Origin of the sequence: Planctomicrobium stercoris (genome assembly GCF_051465655.1) — a bacterium.
Lineage (GTDB): Bacteria > Planctomycetota > Planctomycetia > Planctomycetales > Planctomycetaceae > Planctomicrobium.
The window spans coordinates 3,048,254-3,064,924 of the sequence record NZ_CP195791.1 but is presented as its reverse complement, the minus strand read 5'-3'; the positions used below and the strand labels follow the sequence as shown (position 1 = coordinate 3,064,924).

Sequence of the window (16,671 nt, the reverse complement as noted above, 5' to 3'; positions counted from 1 at the left end):
GAAGCAAAGACGTTTTCAACATGACGAAATTAGGGCCGTCCCTGTCGATCCTGCTGTCGCTGCTGTTTGTTCAGTGGGGAATGGAGACAGCGGGGACACTCTGTCTGGCGGGCGAAGTCGATTTCGGGCGGGACATCCGCCCAATCCTCTCCGACAAATGTTTTCAATGTCATGGGGCGGATGCAGGCACGCGGCATGCCGACTTACGGCTGGATCTCCGTGACGCCGCCATTGCTGAACGGGATGGCACCCGGCCCATCACGCCGCATCGTCCCGAGGAAAGCCTGATTCTCGCGCGCATTCTGTCCACGGAGGAGTCGGAGAGAATGCCGCCGGCCGAGTCCAACAAGCATCTGACGGCAGACCAGATCGAGTTGCTTCGACAGTGGATCGAACAGGGAGCCGTCTACAAAGAACACTGGGCGTTCGAACCGGTTCAGGCCCCGCCGATTCCAGCCGTCCGGCAGCAGTCCTGGGTTCGCAACGAAGTTGACGCTTTCATTCTGGAACGGCTGGAGCGAAATGGGCTGCCCCCCTCTCCGGAAGCGGACCGGCCGACCCTGATCCGGCGGCTTTACCAGGACCTGATCGGGTTGCTCCCAACACCAGAAGAAACGGCGGCCTTCGTGAAAGACCCTTCCCCGGATGCCTATGAGCAACTGGTGGAACGGCTGCTCCGCAACCCGCATTACGGAGAACGTTGGGGACGGCACTGGCTCGATCAGGCCCGTTATGCCGACTCACATGGCTTCACAGTCGACATGCCCCGAACCATGTGGCCGTACCGGGACTGGGTCATTCAGGCCGTGAACCAGGACCTGCCGTTCGACCAATTCACGATCGAGCAACTGGCCGGGGACCTGCTCCCGAATCCAACCAAGTCCCAACTGGTGGCGAGCGCGTTTCATCGTAATACGATGATCAACCAGGAAGGGGGAGTGAAGCCGGACCAGTACCGTCACGAAGCGATCGTCGACCGGGTCAACACGACGGGTGCGGTCTGGCTGGGACTGACGATTGGCTGCGCCCAGTGTCATTCTCACAAGTTCGATCCCATCTCGCATGATGATTACTACCGGCTGTATACCTTTTTCAACAGCTGTGTCGACGCCAATGACGACGGCCCGACGATTGGAGTCTATCAGCAGGAAATGTTCGGATTGACGACCGCTCAACAGGCGGAAATACAGGAACTGGAAAGCCTGCGCCAACAGTTGGAGGCTCAGGAACAGCAGGAGAAGGAACTGGAGTCGCAGGCGACAAACGGACCGGAGTGGAACTGGCGACAAGCGGAGATCACGGATGCCGTGACGGAGTTCAACGAAACATTTCAACGCCTGCCGGATGGGTCGTTGTTGAGCAACCGGAACGGAGGCGAATCAGTGACTTATCGCGTCACGATTCCGATTCCTGAAGGACAAGTACAGGCGATCCGACTGCGAGTTCTGCCGCATGAGTCACTTCCTCAGAACGGTCCCGGACTGGCGGAGAACGGAAATTTCGTCCTGACGGATGCGGAACTGGAAGTGGAGGGAAAACAAATCCGCTTCATCGAGGCGATTGCTGATCATCAACAACCCGGCTTTCCTGCGATGCAAGTTCTGGATCAGGATGCGAAAACCGGATGGGCGATCAACGTGGGTGAAGACCAGAAACAGAAGACCCCTGATCTGGCGATGAACGCTCCACATGAACTCGTGCTGATTCTGGAAAAAACTCTGGACGTCGGCGCCGGAAACACGGTGACGCTGGTGCTGAGCCATCACCTTCCGAAAAGCTACGTGATCGGACGGTTCGCCCTGGATCTCACGACCGTCGTCCCGATCAGGGAAAAACTCGAACTCGCCAAATCTCTGAAACTCTTGCGGGAACAGATCAATACTTTGGAAGCTGGTCTGCCGGGGCTGGGGCGTAAATCCCCCCAGATGATCATGCGGGACATGGATTCTCCTCCGCAGACCTATCGGCTGGACCGGGGAAACTTTCTGCAACCCGACAAAAATCAGGGGCCCCTGGAGCCAGGAGTGCCACCGTCCCTGACGAAGTCTCTCCAGCCGCTCCCGACATTCCACAACCGTCTTGATCTGGCCCGGTGGCTCGTCAGCCGTGACAACCCGCTGACCGCACGGGTGACGGTCAACCGGATCTGGATGCGGTATTTCGGCAGGGGACTGGTAGAAACGGAAAACGACTTCCGATTTCAGAGCAGCCCGCCGACCCACCCGGAACTGCTGGACTGGCTGGCACATTCGTTCATGGAGCAAGGTTGGTCGATGAAGGCGTTTCACAGGAAGATCGTCACTTCCGCCACCTATCGCCAATCCAGCAACGTGCGGGCCGACGTTCTGAATGTTGATCCCCGCAATCTTCTGCTGGCACAACAGGCTCGATTCCGGGTGGAAGCGGAGATCATACGGGACATGGCCCTGTCCGCGAGCGGACGGCTCACTCCGACAATCGGCGGGCCCAGCGTGCATCCGCCTCAGCCGGATGGCGTATACAGCTTCACTCAGGTCAAGAAAACCTGGCCGGAAAGTCAGGGGGCCGACCGTTATCGACGGACGCTGTATACCATGCTGTACCGGAGCGATCCGCATCCGTTGCTGTCGACGTTCGACACTCCAGGCTTCAGCGCAGCCTGCACCCAGCGTCCCCGTTCCAATACCCCGCTCCAGTCGTTGCCCCTGGCGAATGACCTGATCTTTATCGAATTGGCGCAAGGTTTAGCACAGCGGGCTTTGTCGGAACCGGCCCCGGAGGCAGACCTCACTGAACGGATCGACTTCCTGTTCCGGCTTTGTCTGGTTCGCGCTCCGGATGCCGCGGAGCAGCAGGTGCTGGAACGCTATTGGAAGAAGGAGCAGAACCGATACGCCGCCGACCTCAAATCGGCGGAACAGGTGGCACCGGGCCCGCTCTTCAAGGAAGACCAGCGGGCGGACGCTGCTGCCTGGATCAGTCTCTCGCGGGTCCTGATGAACACCGATGAATTTGTAAACCGAAAATGACCTGCGTGGAAAAACCTTCTCATAGAAGATACGACATGCTGAGTTTCCCATTCCGCCCCGAAGATCACCTCACCCGTCGGCATTTTCTCCAGGACTGCCGGATCGGTCTGGGGAGCATGGCGCTGGCTTCGCTGTTGAACGGAAACGCCCTGGCGGGTCCCGTGACCAGTCCGATGGCAGCCCACTCCGGACATTATCCGGCTAAGGCGAAGAACGTTATTTTCCTGTTCATGGCTGGGGGCCCCAGCCAACTGGAAATGTTCGAAGACAAACCACTGCTGCGAAAATACGACGGCCAGACTCCTCCGGCCAGTTTCACGGAAGGCCGTCGATTCGCCTTTCTCAAGCCGGACGCGAAACTGCAAGGGTCCGCCCGCACGTTTCAGCGTTATGGCGAATGCGGGATGTCGCTGAGTGATCTTCTACCACATCATCAGCGAATTGTGGACGACGTCTGCTGGCTGCGGGGAATGACGACCGACGTCTTCAATCACGGCCCGGCCAAGCTGTTTATGAACTGCGGATTTCAGGCCCCTGGCCGGCCCAGCCTGGGTTCCTGGGTGACGTATGGACTCGGCAGCGAATCCTCCAATCTGACGGGGTTCGTGGTCCTTCAGTCTGGACCACGGGGGCCCCGGGCGGGAAACACCCTGTGGTCCAGCGGGTTCCTGCCGACCACTTACCAGGGAGTCCCTTTGCGCGGACAAGGGAGCCCGATTCTGGATCTGGAGAACCCCCACGGCATCACCATGGATGCTCAGCGGGAGTTCATCAGCACGGTCTCCGAATTAAATGACTTGCAGTACCGGACAGTTCAGGACCCGGAAATTACCACGCGGATTCATGCGTATGAAACGGCCTTCCGGATGCAAGGCAGCGCCCCGGAACTCATGCGACTTCAAGACGAAACAGAAGATACGCTGAAACTCTATGGAGCACAGCCAGGCGGGGCTTCGTTCGCCAATAACTGCCTGCTGGCCCGCCGGCTGGTCGAACGCGGGGTACGGTTTGTGCAGCTTTACCATACGAACTGGGATCATCACGGAGGACCGACTCAAAACCTCGAAGAACATCTCCCGCAGGTCTGCCAGGAAGTGGACCAGGCGTCGGCGGCATTGGTGCTCGATCTCAAGCAGCGAGGACTCCTGGACGAGACCCTCATCATCTGGGGAGGCGAAATCGGGCGAACCCCCATGGGAGAGGCCGAAGATGGAATCATCGGACGCGACCACCATGTGGATGCATTCACCATGTGGATGGCAGGCGGGGGAACCCGGCCGGGCCTGATTCATGGGGCGACCGATGACATGGGGTTTTCCGTCACGGAAGGGAAAGTCCATGTTCACGACCTGCACGTGACGATTCTGCACCTGCTCGGTATCAATCACGAGAGGCTCACCTTCCGGTTTCAGGGACGGGACTTCCGTCTGACTGACGTTCACGGGCACATCGTCAAGGAACTTCTGGCATGAGCAAGGCGGGGTCGCTGAACGAATGCGTAGCGCATCAGCACCCTGCCGGGAGGTTTCGCCGAACCTTCCTCTGGCGGCGAATTGCAAAAACGGGACATCCAGTCTGTCTGCCGACACACAGTCGGAAACATTAGAGCGAATCTCACGAACGTTTGGCGTTCCGGCGGCGATCAACACAGCTTTCGAGCGACAACTCTCCCTGAATCGCCGCCACACTTCCCTGAGACAGCAGCTAACGAGCCAGAATCCGCACACATTGGAATATTTCATATCCAACATCAATTGAAACCCGGGCTCAACTTCAGCAGAACGATTTCCTCAGTGGTCGGCATTGAACAGCAGGAGCATTCGCATTTCGGGAAAGCGAATTCTCGTTTCCTCCGTTGCTGCTTAGCGTTGCCGGGTTAGTTGCCGAAAAACAGGAAGCCAGCTGCCCCCAGCATCAGGAGGGACGTGATGAACAGAATGAATGCGAAGAACCGCAGGATTCTTGGACTCCGCAGTCCCGACGATCTCAAAAAGGCCCGCCCCGCTGGTTCGACGGTCAGGTATCTGTGAGGCAACTTCAAGACTCCGGATGCGAACGTCGAAGCTGCCAGCGCTCCGCCGGCCAGCAACGCCGCGATAACTGTCTTCCCCGGGGCTTCCTTCGAGAACTCAAACCACAGACCGCCCAGCAGGGAAAAGACAACGACGACGCCGACCGTCTGTAACAGGGTGGTCCAGAAAATCTGCTGGCCGTTGGTCGGATCACGGCCGATCTGCTGATCGATGCTGTGACAGACATCCGCCGTTGATGCATCGAACGACTTCAGCCCATTGCCCACGAAAAATGAAGTGCCAATGGCATTGACCGTCTCAGAAGGGAATATTTTTCTCACAATGCTTCGGAAAAATTCCACGACGTGCCAGACAAGGAACAGTGCCAGGCCATTTCTTCGAGCATGCTCTCTGTACTCTTTTCCCGCTTTGGGTCGCGGACTTTTAGACGACCACAAAGAGGGTGACGGCGGTCGATGGACCTGGACCAGAGTGTCTTCGATCGGGCGACCATTGATCTGCCCGGAAAGCAGAATGGTACATTTCCCGTTGGGGTCAAAATGGGAAATTTCCAGCAGCAAGTCACAATCCGAAATCTCCGGATCGTCAATGGCATCCACGTGGGCCTGAACCCGTGATTGAAGAATCGATTCGAGTAACCCCGGATCGTGAATGTCGTGTTCAGCCTTATAACGGGCAGTAATCATGAGGATTCAGCTGCTGCTTTCCGTCAGAATGTGTTGAAAACTGGGAGGGCGAGGCTCGTGCCGAGCCGCTATGGATTTCACGCGTGATTTTTGATGCGGCTCCGCAGGAGCGTCGCCCTCCCGAACCCATTGATTGAGCAGTTATGAAACCACTTTACGGAAGGATCACTTCGATTCCCGGATTGGAGTCGATATGCAAGACCGTCACGTACACAGGTCTTCCCGATCCCGGAGATTCATGATTGGTGATTCGTAACGCAAAGATATCCCCGTCGTGCATCTGCAAGGTCCCGGCATCGCCAGTGAGCGGCAAAGGTTCGCTGTGGGTAATCTGATACTCACTGTGGAATTTGACCAGTTCAATCTTTACGTTCGGTCGACGCCCCTCGGACGACTCACCCCCTGCGGCGACCTTCAATAATTGACGAACCGGATGAATCTGTTGCGGCATGGCGGTCAGGGATGAGGTGATGCATTGCTGTTCACTCCCAGTCTCCACTGAACGTGAACGCTGCCCAGAAGACCGGTGGCGTTCGATTGAACTTTCCGGCATCGTTGTCCGTCCTCAATCGACGGATTCCACGCAACTCTCCTTCAGCGATGTTGTATCGCTGTAACATGGCAATCTGAGCCTGACGAAGTGCCTCCTGGCGGCTGAGCTTCTTCTTCCAGAGGTTCGAGTAAAACTCTTCCATGAGGATCCGGGTCGCCTGATCATCGACTTTCCAGAGGCTGGAAACGACGCTCCGACAACCGGCGACCTGAAGGGCTCGCTGCAGTCCCAGAACTCCTTCACCACTTGTCCGCTCCCCCAGTCCGGTTTCGCATGCGGAAAGAACTGCCATTTCAACTCCGCTTAGATCCAGCGATGCCATTTCCAGTGCCGTCAGGATGCCATCGGCAGCGTCCGACGTCGATGCGGAATTCGCCCCGGCCATGACGACTCCAGACAGCATTCCCGGGTGAAACCCAGCGATCCGCTCACGGCCCAGTGCCGCAGCATCCAGTGAACGGGTCCCGGTCGTGTGAGTGTGCATTGAATCGGACTCCGTGGTTGCGAAGAATCCGTGAGTCGCAAGGTGCAGCCAGCGTGACTGAGGAGCGTCCCTGCGAAAGGCGTCTTCAGTCGCCTCGCTCCCCGAAAGCTGAACAACCTGGACTTCCTCATCGAGTTGCTGGGCAATTCGACCGATCGATTCCATTTCAGCCCGGGTTCCGGGGAGGCGGTTCCAACTCATCTGGTTGTTGTTCCCGCCTCGAAAAGTCTGTGCAAGCAGCGGAGCCGGAGTGGTCGCTGGAGTCGGCTTCTTCACCGAAGACGATTCACTGAAATCCACGTCACCGACCAGCAGCAATCCCGCACTCGGCATCTCATCGGGACGTTCGGTTTTACGGCGTGGGGAGATCAATTCCTGAGGTCCAGGAACAATGACCAGCGGGTGCTCTTCGAGCAGATACTTCTCTTGCGTTTCTGTCGGCAGTGCTGCAAATGGAACCCGCGCGAGCGGACCGTCCGGGGAGACAAGGATCGCTTTTTCCAACGGGATCTGCGGCAGTGGCGTCAGAAGTTGGCTGCGGATTTTATTGCCGGACTCCCGAAATGCTTTGGCGTTCGACTGCACGATGGAATGATTCCACTGATGAATCTCTTCGGAGATTGGACTCAACAGTCCCAGGTCGAACATTCTGACCGGATCATCGTGCTGCGTCACAAATGCGAGCAGGTGTTCCTTTCCCGAGGTCGCCTGCTCATCAACCAGCTGCCGGGGAACATAAACGAGATAGTCAATCAGCACCGCCTCGTCGGGAATCGCCCGGTTCAGTCCTTCAGCCTGACGAAGGATCGCATCTGCATCGATGCCACTTTCGGGGATAAGTCCGTTCAACCTTCCCTCGAGCAGCTCCTGCTGAGCAACCAGACTGCTGATTCTTTTGTCATCACTGGAGTCCTTTGCCACACCCAGAAACGCGGTCGCTGAAAGTTGATGGTTCACGGCAGCCAGTTCTTCAGCGAGCGACCGGATGGAAGCATCGCCCAGACTGATCTGCTCTTTCAGAAAACGCTGACGCCGGTAAACCCCTCCCTTCCACCAGAGGACGACGGAATACACTTCGTTGATGTCGACGTTGTTTCGAAGTGCGAGAGTTAGAAATCGATCCACGATCGGCCGGGTCTGCTCTCGCAGCAGCAACTGCTGCCGCTCTGACAAGGCGATACTGAATTCCGTGGAGGAATCAACTGCCAACTGGAACGCCTGCCGGCTGTACTGCAGGGCCAGTGCATCATCGTGCTGACGTTCTGCCAGTTCAGAAAGCACAAGGTAAAGGGGAATTCGCTTGTTTGCTCTGGGAGTATCCTCGGTGAAGGTGGCAAGAATCTCCTCAAGATGCTGTTTCGCGGCCGGAAAATCTCCCTGACGCATCAAAGCATTGGCCACAATCAACTTCAGCTGTCGAATGCGATCCGCATCTGTATCCCCCTCCTGCTCCATCCGGACTCGCTCCCAGATCTCCATCACATGTGAAGCGTCATTGCGTGCCAGAGCAATCATGGCGAGAGCGACAGCGAGGCGGGGCGACAATTTCTTCCCATTTCCGGAAGTCGTTTCCGCGGCGTCACGAAAGTTCTTCTGCACGTATGTTTCCGCGCGTTCGAACTGTCCGGACTGCAGATAGATTTCAGCCAGTATCAGCTCATGCTCAGAACCGATGAAAAGTCCGCTTGATTTGAATATTGCTTCTGCCTGAAGCAACGAATCTTCTGCTCGATCCAGATCCCCAGTAACACTGAGAAGTTTCCCAAGCTCGATCAGGTTGCGAGCCACAAGTAACCCTGCTGTTTGTCCGCGAGCCAATTCTGCCGCAATTGCTTCCCGACGATAAAGAATCGCTTTGGAGTAGTCACCGAGCATGGCTGCAGCAGTTGATTGATTCGCACTGATTTGGGCAATGAGCGACGGCGGAACATCAGGCGTATTGACCGAAAGCCCGCGGGCCTGATTCAGGAATGCCATGGCCTTCTCTGGAGCTCCTCGACCAAGCTTGACCACCCCTCTTCGGACTTGAATTTCAATCAACTCACTGCCGGAATCCGATGCGTGATCCTGAAAGCCTTTCTCTGCCCGTGAAAGCACTTTTTCAATAGAGTCTTCCCATGCCTTCGACATCGGAGAGTCCGGGGCAGCCCAGAAATCGCCCGTCAAATCCTTCGTCAGCAGCAACATCTGCTTTTCCGCCTGCAGTGGCTGCCCTTTACAGGCTCGCTCGCGAGATCGAAGGAATTCCTTGACCAGTTTCTCCGAAGTTGCCGGCTGCTGCTGATAGAAAGAGGTCTGCAGCAGGTTCGAATAGATGAAAGCCAACTCCTTCGACTGCGGATGGATTTTCGTCTGGAGCTCGATCGCCTCTCGGAATGATCGCTGAGCTAACTGGAATTCTCCGGTTTTCAGATAGGCCCGCCCCAGCGAGTTCAGGCTCTGGATCTGGGTCACGGGGCGAGCGTCGGGGGAGTCCGACCAGATCTTCATCGCTTCTTCAAGATGACCTCGTGCGTCTGCAAAACGACCGAGCGTCATTTCGCACTCACCCAGTTCCACCACCGCAAACGCTGTGTCGAGATGTGTCGCGCCCCGCGTCTTCTTCAGGACTTCGACAACCTCTTGCAGAATCGGCAAGGCAATGGCTGGTTTGGCATACGCATTGTGCCAGATACGGGCCTGGACCTGGAGCAGCCATGCGTGGGACGGCGTCCCACGAACCTGGGCGGCGTCCATCGCCTGCAAACCTCGTTCAACGGATTTCATGGCCCGGTCCGGCTGGTTCAGTCGAAAATACAGGCCGGCTTGCCACTGGAACCGGTCTCCGAACTCCGCAAGCAGATTAAAAGGGGCCTGATCACTGATTTGAAACAGCAGTTCGTAATTGGAAACGGATTCGTCGAACTTCTCGAATTCCGATTGGATCATTGCTAACGCAAACAACTGCTGATGCACAAAGTGATCGCGTGTGCCCAATAGATCCCGCGATTGAGTCCACAGCTCTTTGGCGATGGCCTCACTTTCGGCATATTTCCCGGCTTGGCGCAGTTGATCCCGTTCTTGCTGCTTCGGATGTAATGCCGCAAGTTTCTGCCGTTGCTCCAGAGATAACTTCTCGAGATTTTCCAGATGCAAGGCCGCGGTTTGAACGGCTGCCAACGACGGATGATTCTCCGGATAGGAACTGGCGATCAGCTGATGGAATGAGTCGAACTCATTTCTGATTGGTTCCAGTGGATTCGCAATCGCCGCTGCCTGCGTGAAATTGACAATCGCATCGGTTACGACCCCCCGGGTCAACTCGTCTTCAGGCCCATTTGTCAGGAGAAAAACTCTTGTCGCAGCAACCATCTGGCCAAATGCGGGACGGTAATTCCTCTGACGCCAGTTGAGATAGCCCATGGCTCGGCTGGCCAGACCAAAATCCACGGATTCGTTTCCCAGAATCCTTTCATAGATCTCGCAGGTCTGGGCTGCGATTTTCTGGGCTACTTCGATCTGAAAATTTTCGACCTGCCGCCACATTTCCTCGCGCAGCTCATCGGCCTTCTGCAACTGGGATCGCTTTTCAGCATCCAACCCCGCGATCAGACGGGTTCTGTCCAGAGCACGACGCGCGGTGTCGGTGTTTCCTCCAGCGAGTTCGATAACACACAGTGACTCCTGACGAAGTTCAGCTGACTCCTCCCATTTCCCTTCCTGTTCTCGAAGAGCGGCCGTCTGGTCGAGAACCTGGCAAAGTGTTTCTCGTATTTCCATGAGGTCACCCATGGCCTTCTCGGGGTCGAAATCTGCCTCATGAAAATCCTGGAAAGCCATTCGTGCGTAAGGGAGTGCTCCCTGTAAGTCTCCCGCGGTCATTTTCGATTTCGCGACAGCCTGCGGAATCATCGGGCACAAGCTGAGTATCTCTAACTCCCGGGCGAGGAGGTGCCATTCTTCCAGTATTTCCAGCGGAGCCTTCGAGAATTCGTTCGTGCGCCCCGCAGACTGAAGCAGAACGTCGATGGTCACCTGGAAGAATCGCTTGAACTGACGCAGGGTCCGCACTTCGTCATTGGAATTTCGGAGAATCTTTCTCAGAAGAGATTCTTGCGGAAACATTCTGATTGCTTCGTCGGTTTCGTCATTACTCAACAGGCAGAGGATCAGAAGTTTTCGCGTCTCCAGGGAGCCCTGGTAGTCCCCCCCGAAGACTTCCTGCTCTTTTCGCAGGGCCAGTCGAGACTCTGCAGCTGCCAGCGGACCATCCATCCTGGCCATCGCCCCATACGCCCTCAATCGATGCAGATCACGCTGCATCAGTGCGCGATACTGAACCAGAGTCATACGAACGTCGTCTCCGGGCTCCTTCTGCTGAGCACACAGATCGCTGGAGCAAGTGAACGTGGCGATCACCGCCATCAGGACCAGAAATCGAAGGATCGAATTCATTGGAAAAGAAACCTGCTTGTTCGGTGCAGTGACTCTCGTGCATGGATTATGGAAAATGAACGAAGTGAAATCCCGTGTGATCGCTTCAAGGAGACCAGCCATCCATCGCAGAACCGTTTCCGTATCGGATGAACAAACGCAAGAAGGGGACACATCGTTCCGTGTGTCCCCTGGACATTGCGAATTCAGTCAAGTTGAAATCATCTCAGATCACTGGTCCTGGAGATACCGTGTGATAAGGAACTGCCCCTGACTTTCTCACGATCGAACCGATTCCTTACGGTCGCCTCGGTTGCACCCACGGTTGCTGTTGCGGCAACTGCAACTGCTGCATCTGCTGTTGCTGCCACTTCTGCTGCTGATGCTGCAGTGAAACCTGACTGATGGCCCCGATAATAGCGACTGGAGCCTGCCGTTGCTCCCAAGCCTTCCGGGCCTGGGCTTCCAGTTACAACTGGTCCGCAGTTTTTCCTGGCGGGGTCTGAAAACTGCTTTCGCAGCCCTCGCGCATCCGATTGATCAGGTCGAGGTGTGTCGGTGGCGAGTTTGGCTGCGCGGACACGACGATCTCTTCAGGGAGGCTCTCAATTGACGATGCGGACGAATCCGGGATATGGATGAAGCTCGTCACCTGTGTACAAACTCCCGAACCCTCAAACGCTGATCAACGGAAGGTTCGCAACATGAAAACGTTGAGGAGTTGTTCTGAAACCGTGAGTGGTTCAATTCAGATCCTTCATGGGTGTTTGATCCTAAGACTGAGAACGGTAATGACCTGAAGTTCTCCTGGCCCCGTAAGAGAAGCAGAGATCAATGCACACAAACTCTGGACGTCCCTCCCATACATCCGTGGGAGGGGCAGAGCCCTGCATGTCACCGATACGCAACCCCATCGCTCCGCATGGGGCCGCATTTCTGACAGTGTGGTCGAATGACTTCCTGCCTTGATGGATGACGAATCTGGCGACCAAAACCGAACGCGGTTTCACCGATCTTTTTTTGATTCAATGCAATATTTCCAAATCGCGGAGTACAAGCCCCTGTCTCAGGGGCTAATGCCGGAGCGACTGACGGAACTGTGTTGGTGAAAGGCCGGTCTGTCTGCGGAACCACTTGCTGAAGTAGAAGACGCTGGAAAAGTGAGCCTTCGCTGCGATTTCCTTGATGGAGAGCCCTTCATTGGCCAGCAGCATGCGGGCCTGATGTAACCGGGTCCGCTGCAGGAAGGTGGAAAGACTTTCTTCCTGCGATTCCCGGAAGATGGCTCTCAGGCCGGAGTAACTGATCCGTGCGGTCTGGGCGAGTTCGGCCGCACGCCAGTCGCGAAGCGGGTCCTCAAGCACTGCATTCAATACCCGTTTCACAGGCGAGGGAGCGGCTTTTGATGTTTCGGGATCGAGAATGTTCCGGAGTGTCAGCAGGCTCCCCAGAATGGTATTCAGCGACAGATGAACTTCCCATTCGAACAACGCTGGACGTCGCGTGACCAGATCTTGAATTCGCGCCTGTTCACGATGAATGCGCGCGGCCTCGGCAGTGCGACCAAAGTCGAACTCTTCCCCTTGCGACATGGCTGTTAACCAGGTGTCGAGTGCCGGTCCGGAGAAGCGAATCCCGGTTGTCATCAACTTCTGCCCGAGGTCCGGCACATAGGAACGGGGAGTACTCAGGTCCACAAGCCAGCAGCGCGTTCCCGGACTCAGCTCCCAGCTCATCCGGCCGATCTGCAGCTGACCCTGTCCCGATTTCACCCAGAAGAGGAAGGCTCCCGCTTTATCCTGGGCTGCATGCGACTCCAGTTCGTCGCGCCAGACACTTCCCACAGAAAGGACATGCCACAAAAGTCGACGCGCCATCGGACTCGGCTCGACCAGACACAGTTCGTCGAAGCAGCTCGGCATGGAGACCCATTCGATTCAAGTGGGAACGGCGGAACGCAGGATCGAATCTGGTGATGGATCGTAGAAGGACGGGCGACAGGTTCTCAAGTCTCCCCAATCGCAGCAGCCATGACAACGACTGTAGCGGTTCCATGTGACGGATCCTCTGCCGGTGTTCGGCCAAGGGAGTCTTTACGGTTCACCGACAACTCAGAATCAGCAGCTGCAACGAATGCATTGCCCAGCAGACGGACAACCTTTCGGCCCACTTTTATCAGGGAAGCGTGACGCCAGTTGCGGTTCGCTCTTCAGCCTCAACCGCAGAGGGAACGCACTTGCGAATCACTTCGCAGGGGCTGCGTCGGACCGAGTCTGCAGCTGCTCGCTCTTGATCTGGGCAATCAGTTCCCGCTCAGGGCGTTCCCGGTAAAGGGGATCCAGCGGGTAACATCCCGACACCATCCCGTTGCGCGGAGCTGTCGTGCAGTCGCTGAATGTCCGGCAGATTCTCCTTCGGACCATCGGCTTTCCACTCAGCACGTCGGCCGGCAACTCGGGATATGAAAGCACCATCCGCCCCAGACCGATCGAATCCACCAGTTGGTTTCGAACGGCCGCCTGTCCGACATGCGGCAGCCAGTCCTGCAGATAGGAATAGCCGGAGCCGACAAGCAGCAGGCCGGGGTACCGGGCTTTCATCCTGGCGGTCATTTCAATCTGGCGGGCGACACTGACAAGCGGATCTTCCGGAGGAAGATATCCGTCAGAAGGAGGAAACGCAGCTGGTCGCTGCATGTGCGGGTTGTAATACGGACTCCCGGCTGTCGAGCAGACAAGTTCAATCGACAGCGATTGCAGCAGGTCGAAGAACTTCATCGTCTCCGTCAGGTCGACTCCTTGCCCTGTCCCGTCTCCCCCGAACGCATATCGATACAGACCCTCCGCGAGAAACATTGATTCGCCCACGTTTTCCGGTCCCGCGTGAAACGGGGCGAAGTCATAAATGCTGACTCGCACGCCGATCTCCAGCCCCGGTACTTCGGTTCGAATGCCGTCGACAATCTCTTTCAGAAATCGCGTTCGGTTTTCAAAGGAGCCTCCATATCGGCCGGGGCGATCATAAGACGAGAGGAATTCATGTCCCAGATATCCGTGACAGTGCTTGATGTCGACAAACTGGAAGCCCGCCTGCTGGGCAAGCCGCGCTGCGATCACGAAGTCGTCGACCAGCTGTGCGATTTCATCATCGCTCAGCAGGGCGGCATCATCCTGAATTCGATACTTGGAAGCCAGCAGCGGATGGTGATACAGGGCTCTGGGTTCCAGGCGTCGCTTGTCATTGGGACGTGCGAACCGCCCGGAGTGAGTCAGCTGCAGACCCACCAGAAGATCATCCGTGCGGCCAAATCTCTCCGCGTGTGACTGACTGAGGAGCTGCAACAGGTCGGAGATATCGGGCAGCGTCTGTTCGTTGAGGAGGAGTTGATTGGGATTCGCGCGTCCATCATGACGCACCGCCACCGCTTCGCCTCCCCAGATCAACTTCGCTCCGCTGATACCGAAGTTTCGCCAGCGATACCGCGTCAATTCCGTAGGGCAACCCTTCTCGGTTCCGTCCCAGCCTTCCATCGGAAGAATGCAGAAGCGATTGCCGATCGTCCCCTGGCTGCGAATCAACGGACGGGCCAAAGGAGCGTCCGGTCCAGATTCGAGGGCCTCATCAAACGCGAGTGAAATCCCAAGACGATCGAGATGTTCACGAAACAAAGACGCGCTCTTCAGTGTGGCGATGCGAGGATAACTCATGAGAATGCCGACCATGCGACGAACTGTAGAAGGAACTATGGAGTGACCAGGTCCCTCATTGTCTGAAGGAGACGGGATCACCGACATGGCAAAAGTGACAAACGATTTGTCAAAAGTGATCTGTCGCTGCGAAATCGAATGCTCCGTCATGGTACTGCCAACCCCCCCGCTACACGTCAGGATGTCATAAATCACATGACCGTGCACGTCGGTCAGTCGTATCTCCCGGGAGCTGAAGCGGCAGGTCGTCCGGGGGTGATCGAATCCCGGGCCCATCGAGCGGCGAAGAACTGCCCCGGGGCGATCGACACGTTGATCGTTCCAGCCGATGGCATGAAGTTCGAATCGCAGTCGTACGCCAACGCCCGGTGGGAAGAATTCAAGGGGGTATGCCCGAACGAACCGTGGAAGTTCGTTATCATTGCATTCTCTCTAACAGGAATCCCCGTAATACACTTCTACACGGAAGTCTGCGGCAGGCGGAAGTCTTCGTACGAACGACAACGACGACGATGATGGAAACGATCGAACTGAACGATGGCGGCATTCTGCTCTACAACGAAGCCTTCCTGACACCCCAGCTGGCAGACCGTTACTTCGCTGAGTTGCGGGACGAGTGTGCGTGGGAGCAGAAGCCAGGCATCTTCGGTCATCTGCAGCCGCGGCTGATCGCATCCTATGGAGAGCCAGGGATCATCTATCGGTATTCCGGCCGGGACAATGTGGCGTTGCCCTGGACGGCGACGTTGCTGGAGATCAAACAAAAAATCGAATCAATTCAGGGCCAATACAATTACTGCCTGTTGAATCGCTACCGTTCTGGCCAGGACAGCATGGGCTTGCACGCCGACGACGAACCGGAAATGGACAACGTCATCGGATCCTTGTCGCTGGGAGCGACCCGGACATTTCGGATCAAACACAACAAGTCGAGGGAGACGAGGAGTTTCCAGGTCGGCAACGGCACTCTCATCATCATGGCCGGGACGATGCAGCAGTTCTGGAAGCACGAAGTTCCGAAGACCAGGGTGAACGTCGGCGAGCGAATCAACTTGACCTTCAGGCACATCATCCAGACACAATGACCAACTTTCCTCCGGATCTTGTCATCGAAATTCAATTCCGTTAGACCAACCCTTCAGAAGTGGTCGTCGACTCCATCTCGAACGCCACCTTTGGAGATCACAGCAGGAAAAGACATGTGGTAGGTTGTCTTCAGTCCAGACTTCAGCTGGGCGTTCCGTCCGGAGGAAGACGGCAACGGAGAAGGTCTGTTCCGGGCAACCGTCGCAACACTCAGAGACCGAGAAAGAGTTTGCAATGCCTCCTCAAATCCTCTCCGTTGTGGAAACTGGAATCTATGTCGACGACCTCGACGCTGCAGAAGATTTCTACAGCAGAGTGCTCGGGTTACCGGTCATCCGGAAAGAGCCTGGGCGTCACATCTTTTTCGAGGTGGGGGATTCCAGCGTCTTACTGGCGTTCCTACCGGAATCCACATTAAAAGGAGATCAATTCCCGGCTCACGGGACAAAAGGACCGAGCCATTTTGCGATGGGAATCGATGCATCCTCGCTGGATCACTGGCGGGAGTATCTGACCGCCCACCGGATTGCCATTGAACACGAAATGGAGTGGCCCCGAGGCGGCAAGTCAATTTACTTCCGTGATCCGGCTGGCAACTCGGTTGAACTGATCACACCGGGGCTGTGGGGACTGAAGAGCGGCTGGTAAGAGTTTTTGACCGTGAAATGGTGAGTCATTCCGCCAGATGTCCGTCTTTCTCT

10 protein-coding genes are annotated in these 16,671 nt (G+C 56.4%); 5 read left to right on the top strand and 5 right to left on the bottom strand.

The window, feature by feature from the left end; translation table 11 throughout:
- The first annotated feature begins 20 nt into the window (after positions 1–20).
- Together SH661x_RS12590 and SH661x_RS12585 are read left to right on the top strand one after the other, a co-directional pair.
- The gene (locus SH661x_RS12590; RefSeq protein ID WP_437221873.1) at positions 21–3,008 is read left to right on the top strand and encodes a PSD1 and planctomycete cytochrome C domain-containing protein; all 2,988 of its coding nucleotides are present in this window, start codon (positions 21–23) and stop codon (positions 3,006–3,008) included.
- A gap of 35 nt (positions 3,009–3,043) precedes the next feature.
- Positions 3,044–4,480, top strand: coding sequence for a DUF1501 domain-containing protein (locus SH661x_RS12585; RefSeq protein ID WP_437221871.1), 1,437 nt, complete (start codon positions 3,044–3,046; stop codon positions 4,478–4,480).
- A gap of 404 nt (positions 4,481–4,884) precedes the next feature.
- Here SH661x_RS12585 and SH661x_RS12580 read toward each other — a convergent pair whose 3' ends face one another.
- The 5 genes from SH661x_RS12580 to SH661x_RS12560 all read right to left on the bottom strand — a co-directional run bounded on the left by SH661x_RS12580 (position 4,885) and on the right by SH661x_RS12560 (position 14,884).
- Positions 4,885–5,727, bottom strand: coding sequence for a hypothetical protein (locus SH661x_RS12580; protein ID WP_437221868.1), 843 nt, complete (start codon positions 5,725–5,727; stop codon positions 4,885–4,887).
- Between the two features lie 154 nt (positions 5,728–5,881).
- Positions 5,882–6,178 carry a hypothetical protein gene (locus tag SH661x_RS12575; protein WP_437221865.1) on the bottom strand — a complete coding sequence of 99 codons (297 nt, stop codon included), beginning with the start codon at positions 6,176–6,178 and terminating at the stop codon, positions 5,882–5,884.
- A 31-nt stretch (positions 6,179–6,209) separates the two neighbouring features.
- Complete coding sequence (locus tag SH661x_RS12570) at positions 6,210–11,198, bottom strand: CHAT domain-containing tetratricopeptide repeat protein (RefSeq protein ID WP_437221862.1); 4,989 nt, start codon at positions 11,196–11,198, stop codon at positions 6,210–6,212.
- 1,052 nt (positions 11,199–12,250) lie between these two features.
- Complete coding sequence (locus tag SH661x_RS12565) at positions 12,251–13,099, bottom strand: helix-turn-helix transcriptional regulator (RefSeq protein ID WP_437221860.1); 849 nt, start codon at positions 13,097–13,099, stop codon at positions 12,251–12,253.
- A 321-nt stretch (positions 13,100–13,420) separates the two neighbouring features.
- Positions 13,421–14,884 (bottom strand): NADH:flavin oxidoreductase, encoded by a 1,464-nt coding sequence (locus SH661x_RS12560; protein WP_437221857.1) that lies wholly within the window; start codon positions 14,882–14,884, stop codon positions 13,421–13,423.
- 195 nt (positions 14,885–15,079) lie between these two features.
- Between SH661x_RS12560 and SH661x_RS12555 the strand changes: the two genes are divergently transcribed.
- The 3 genes from SH661x_RS12555 (at position 15,080) to SH661x_RS12545 (ending at position 16,618) form a co-directional block, all read left to right on the top strand.
- The gene (locus SH661x_RS12555) at positions 15,080–15,400 is read left to right on the top strand and encodes a hypothetical protein (protein WP_437221854.1); all 321 of its coding nucleotides are present in this window, start codon (positions 15,080–15,082) and stop codon (positions 15,398–15,400) included.
- Positions 15,397–15,969, top strand: coding sequence for an alpha-ketoglutarate-dependent dioxygenase AlkB family protein (locus SH661x_RS12550; RefSeq protein WP_437221852.1), 573 nt, complete (start codon positions 15,397–15,399; stop codon positions 15,967–15,969). The genes SH661x_RS12555 and SH661x_RS12550 overlap by 4 nt, the downstream gene beginning before the upstream one ends.
- Positions 15,970–16,204: 235 nt before the next feature.
- Positions 16,205–16,618: a VOC family protein gene (locus SH661x_RS12545; protein ID WP_437221849.1), complete on the top strand. Its 414-nt coding sequence runs from the start codon at positions 16,205–16,207 to the stop codon at positions 16,616–16,618.
- Positions 16,619–16,671 lie beyond the last annotated feature (53 nt).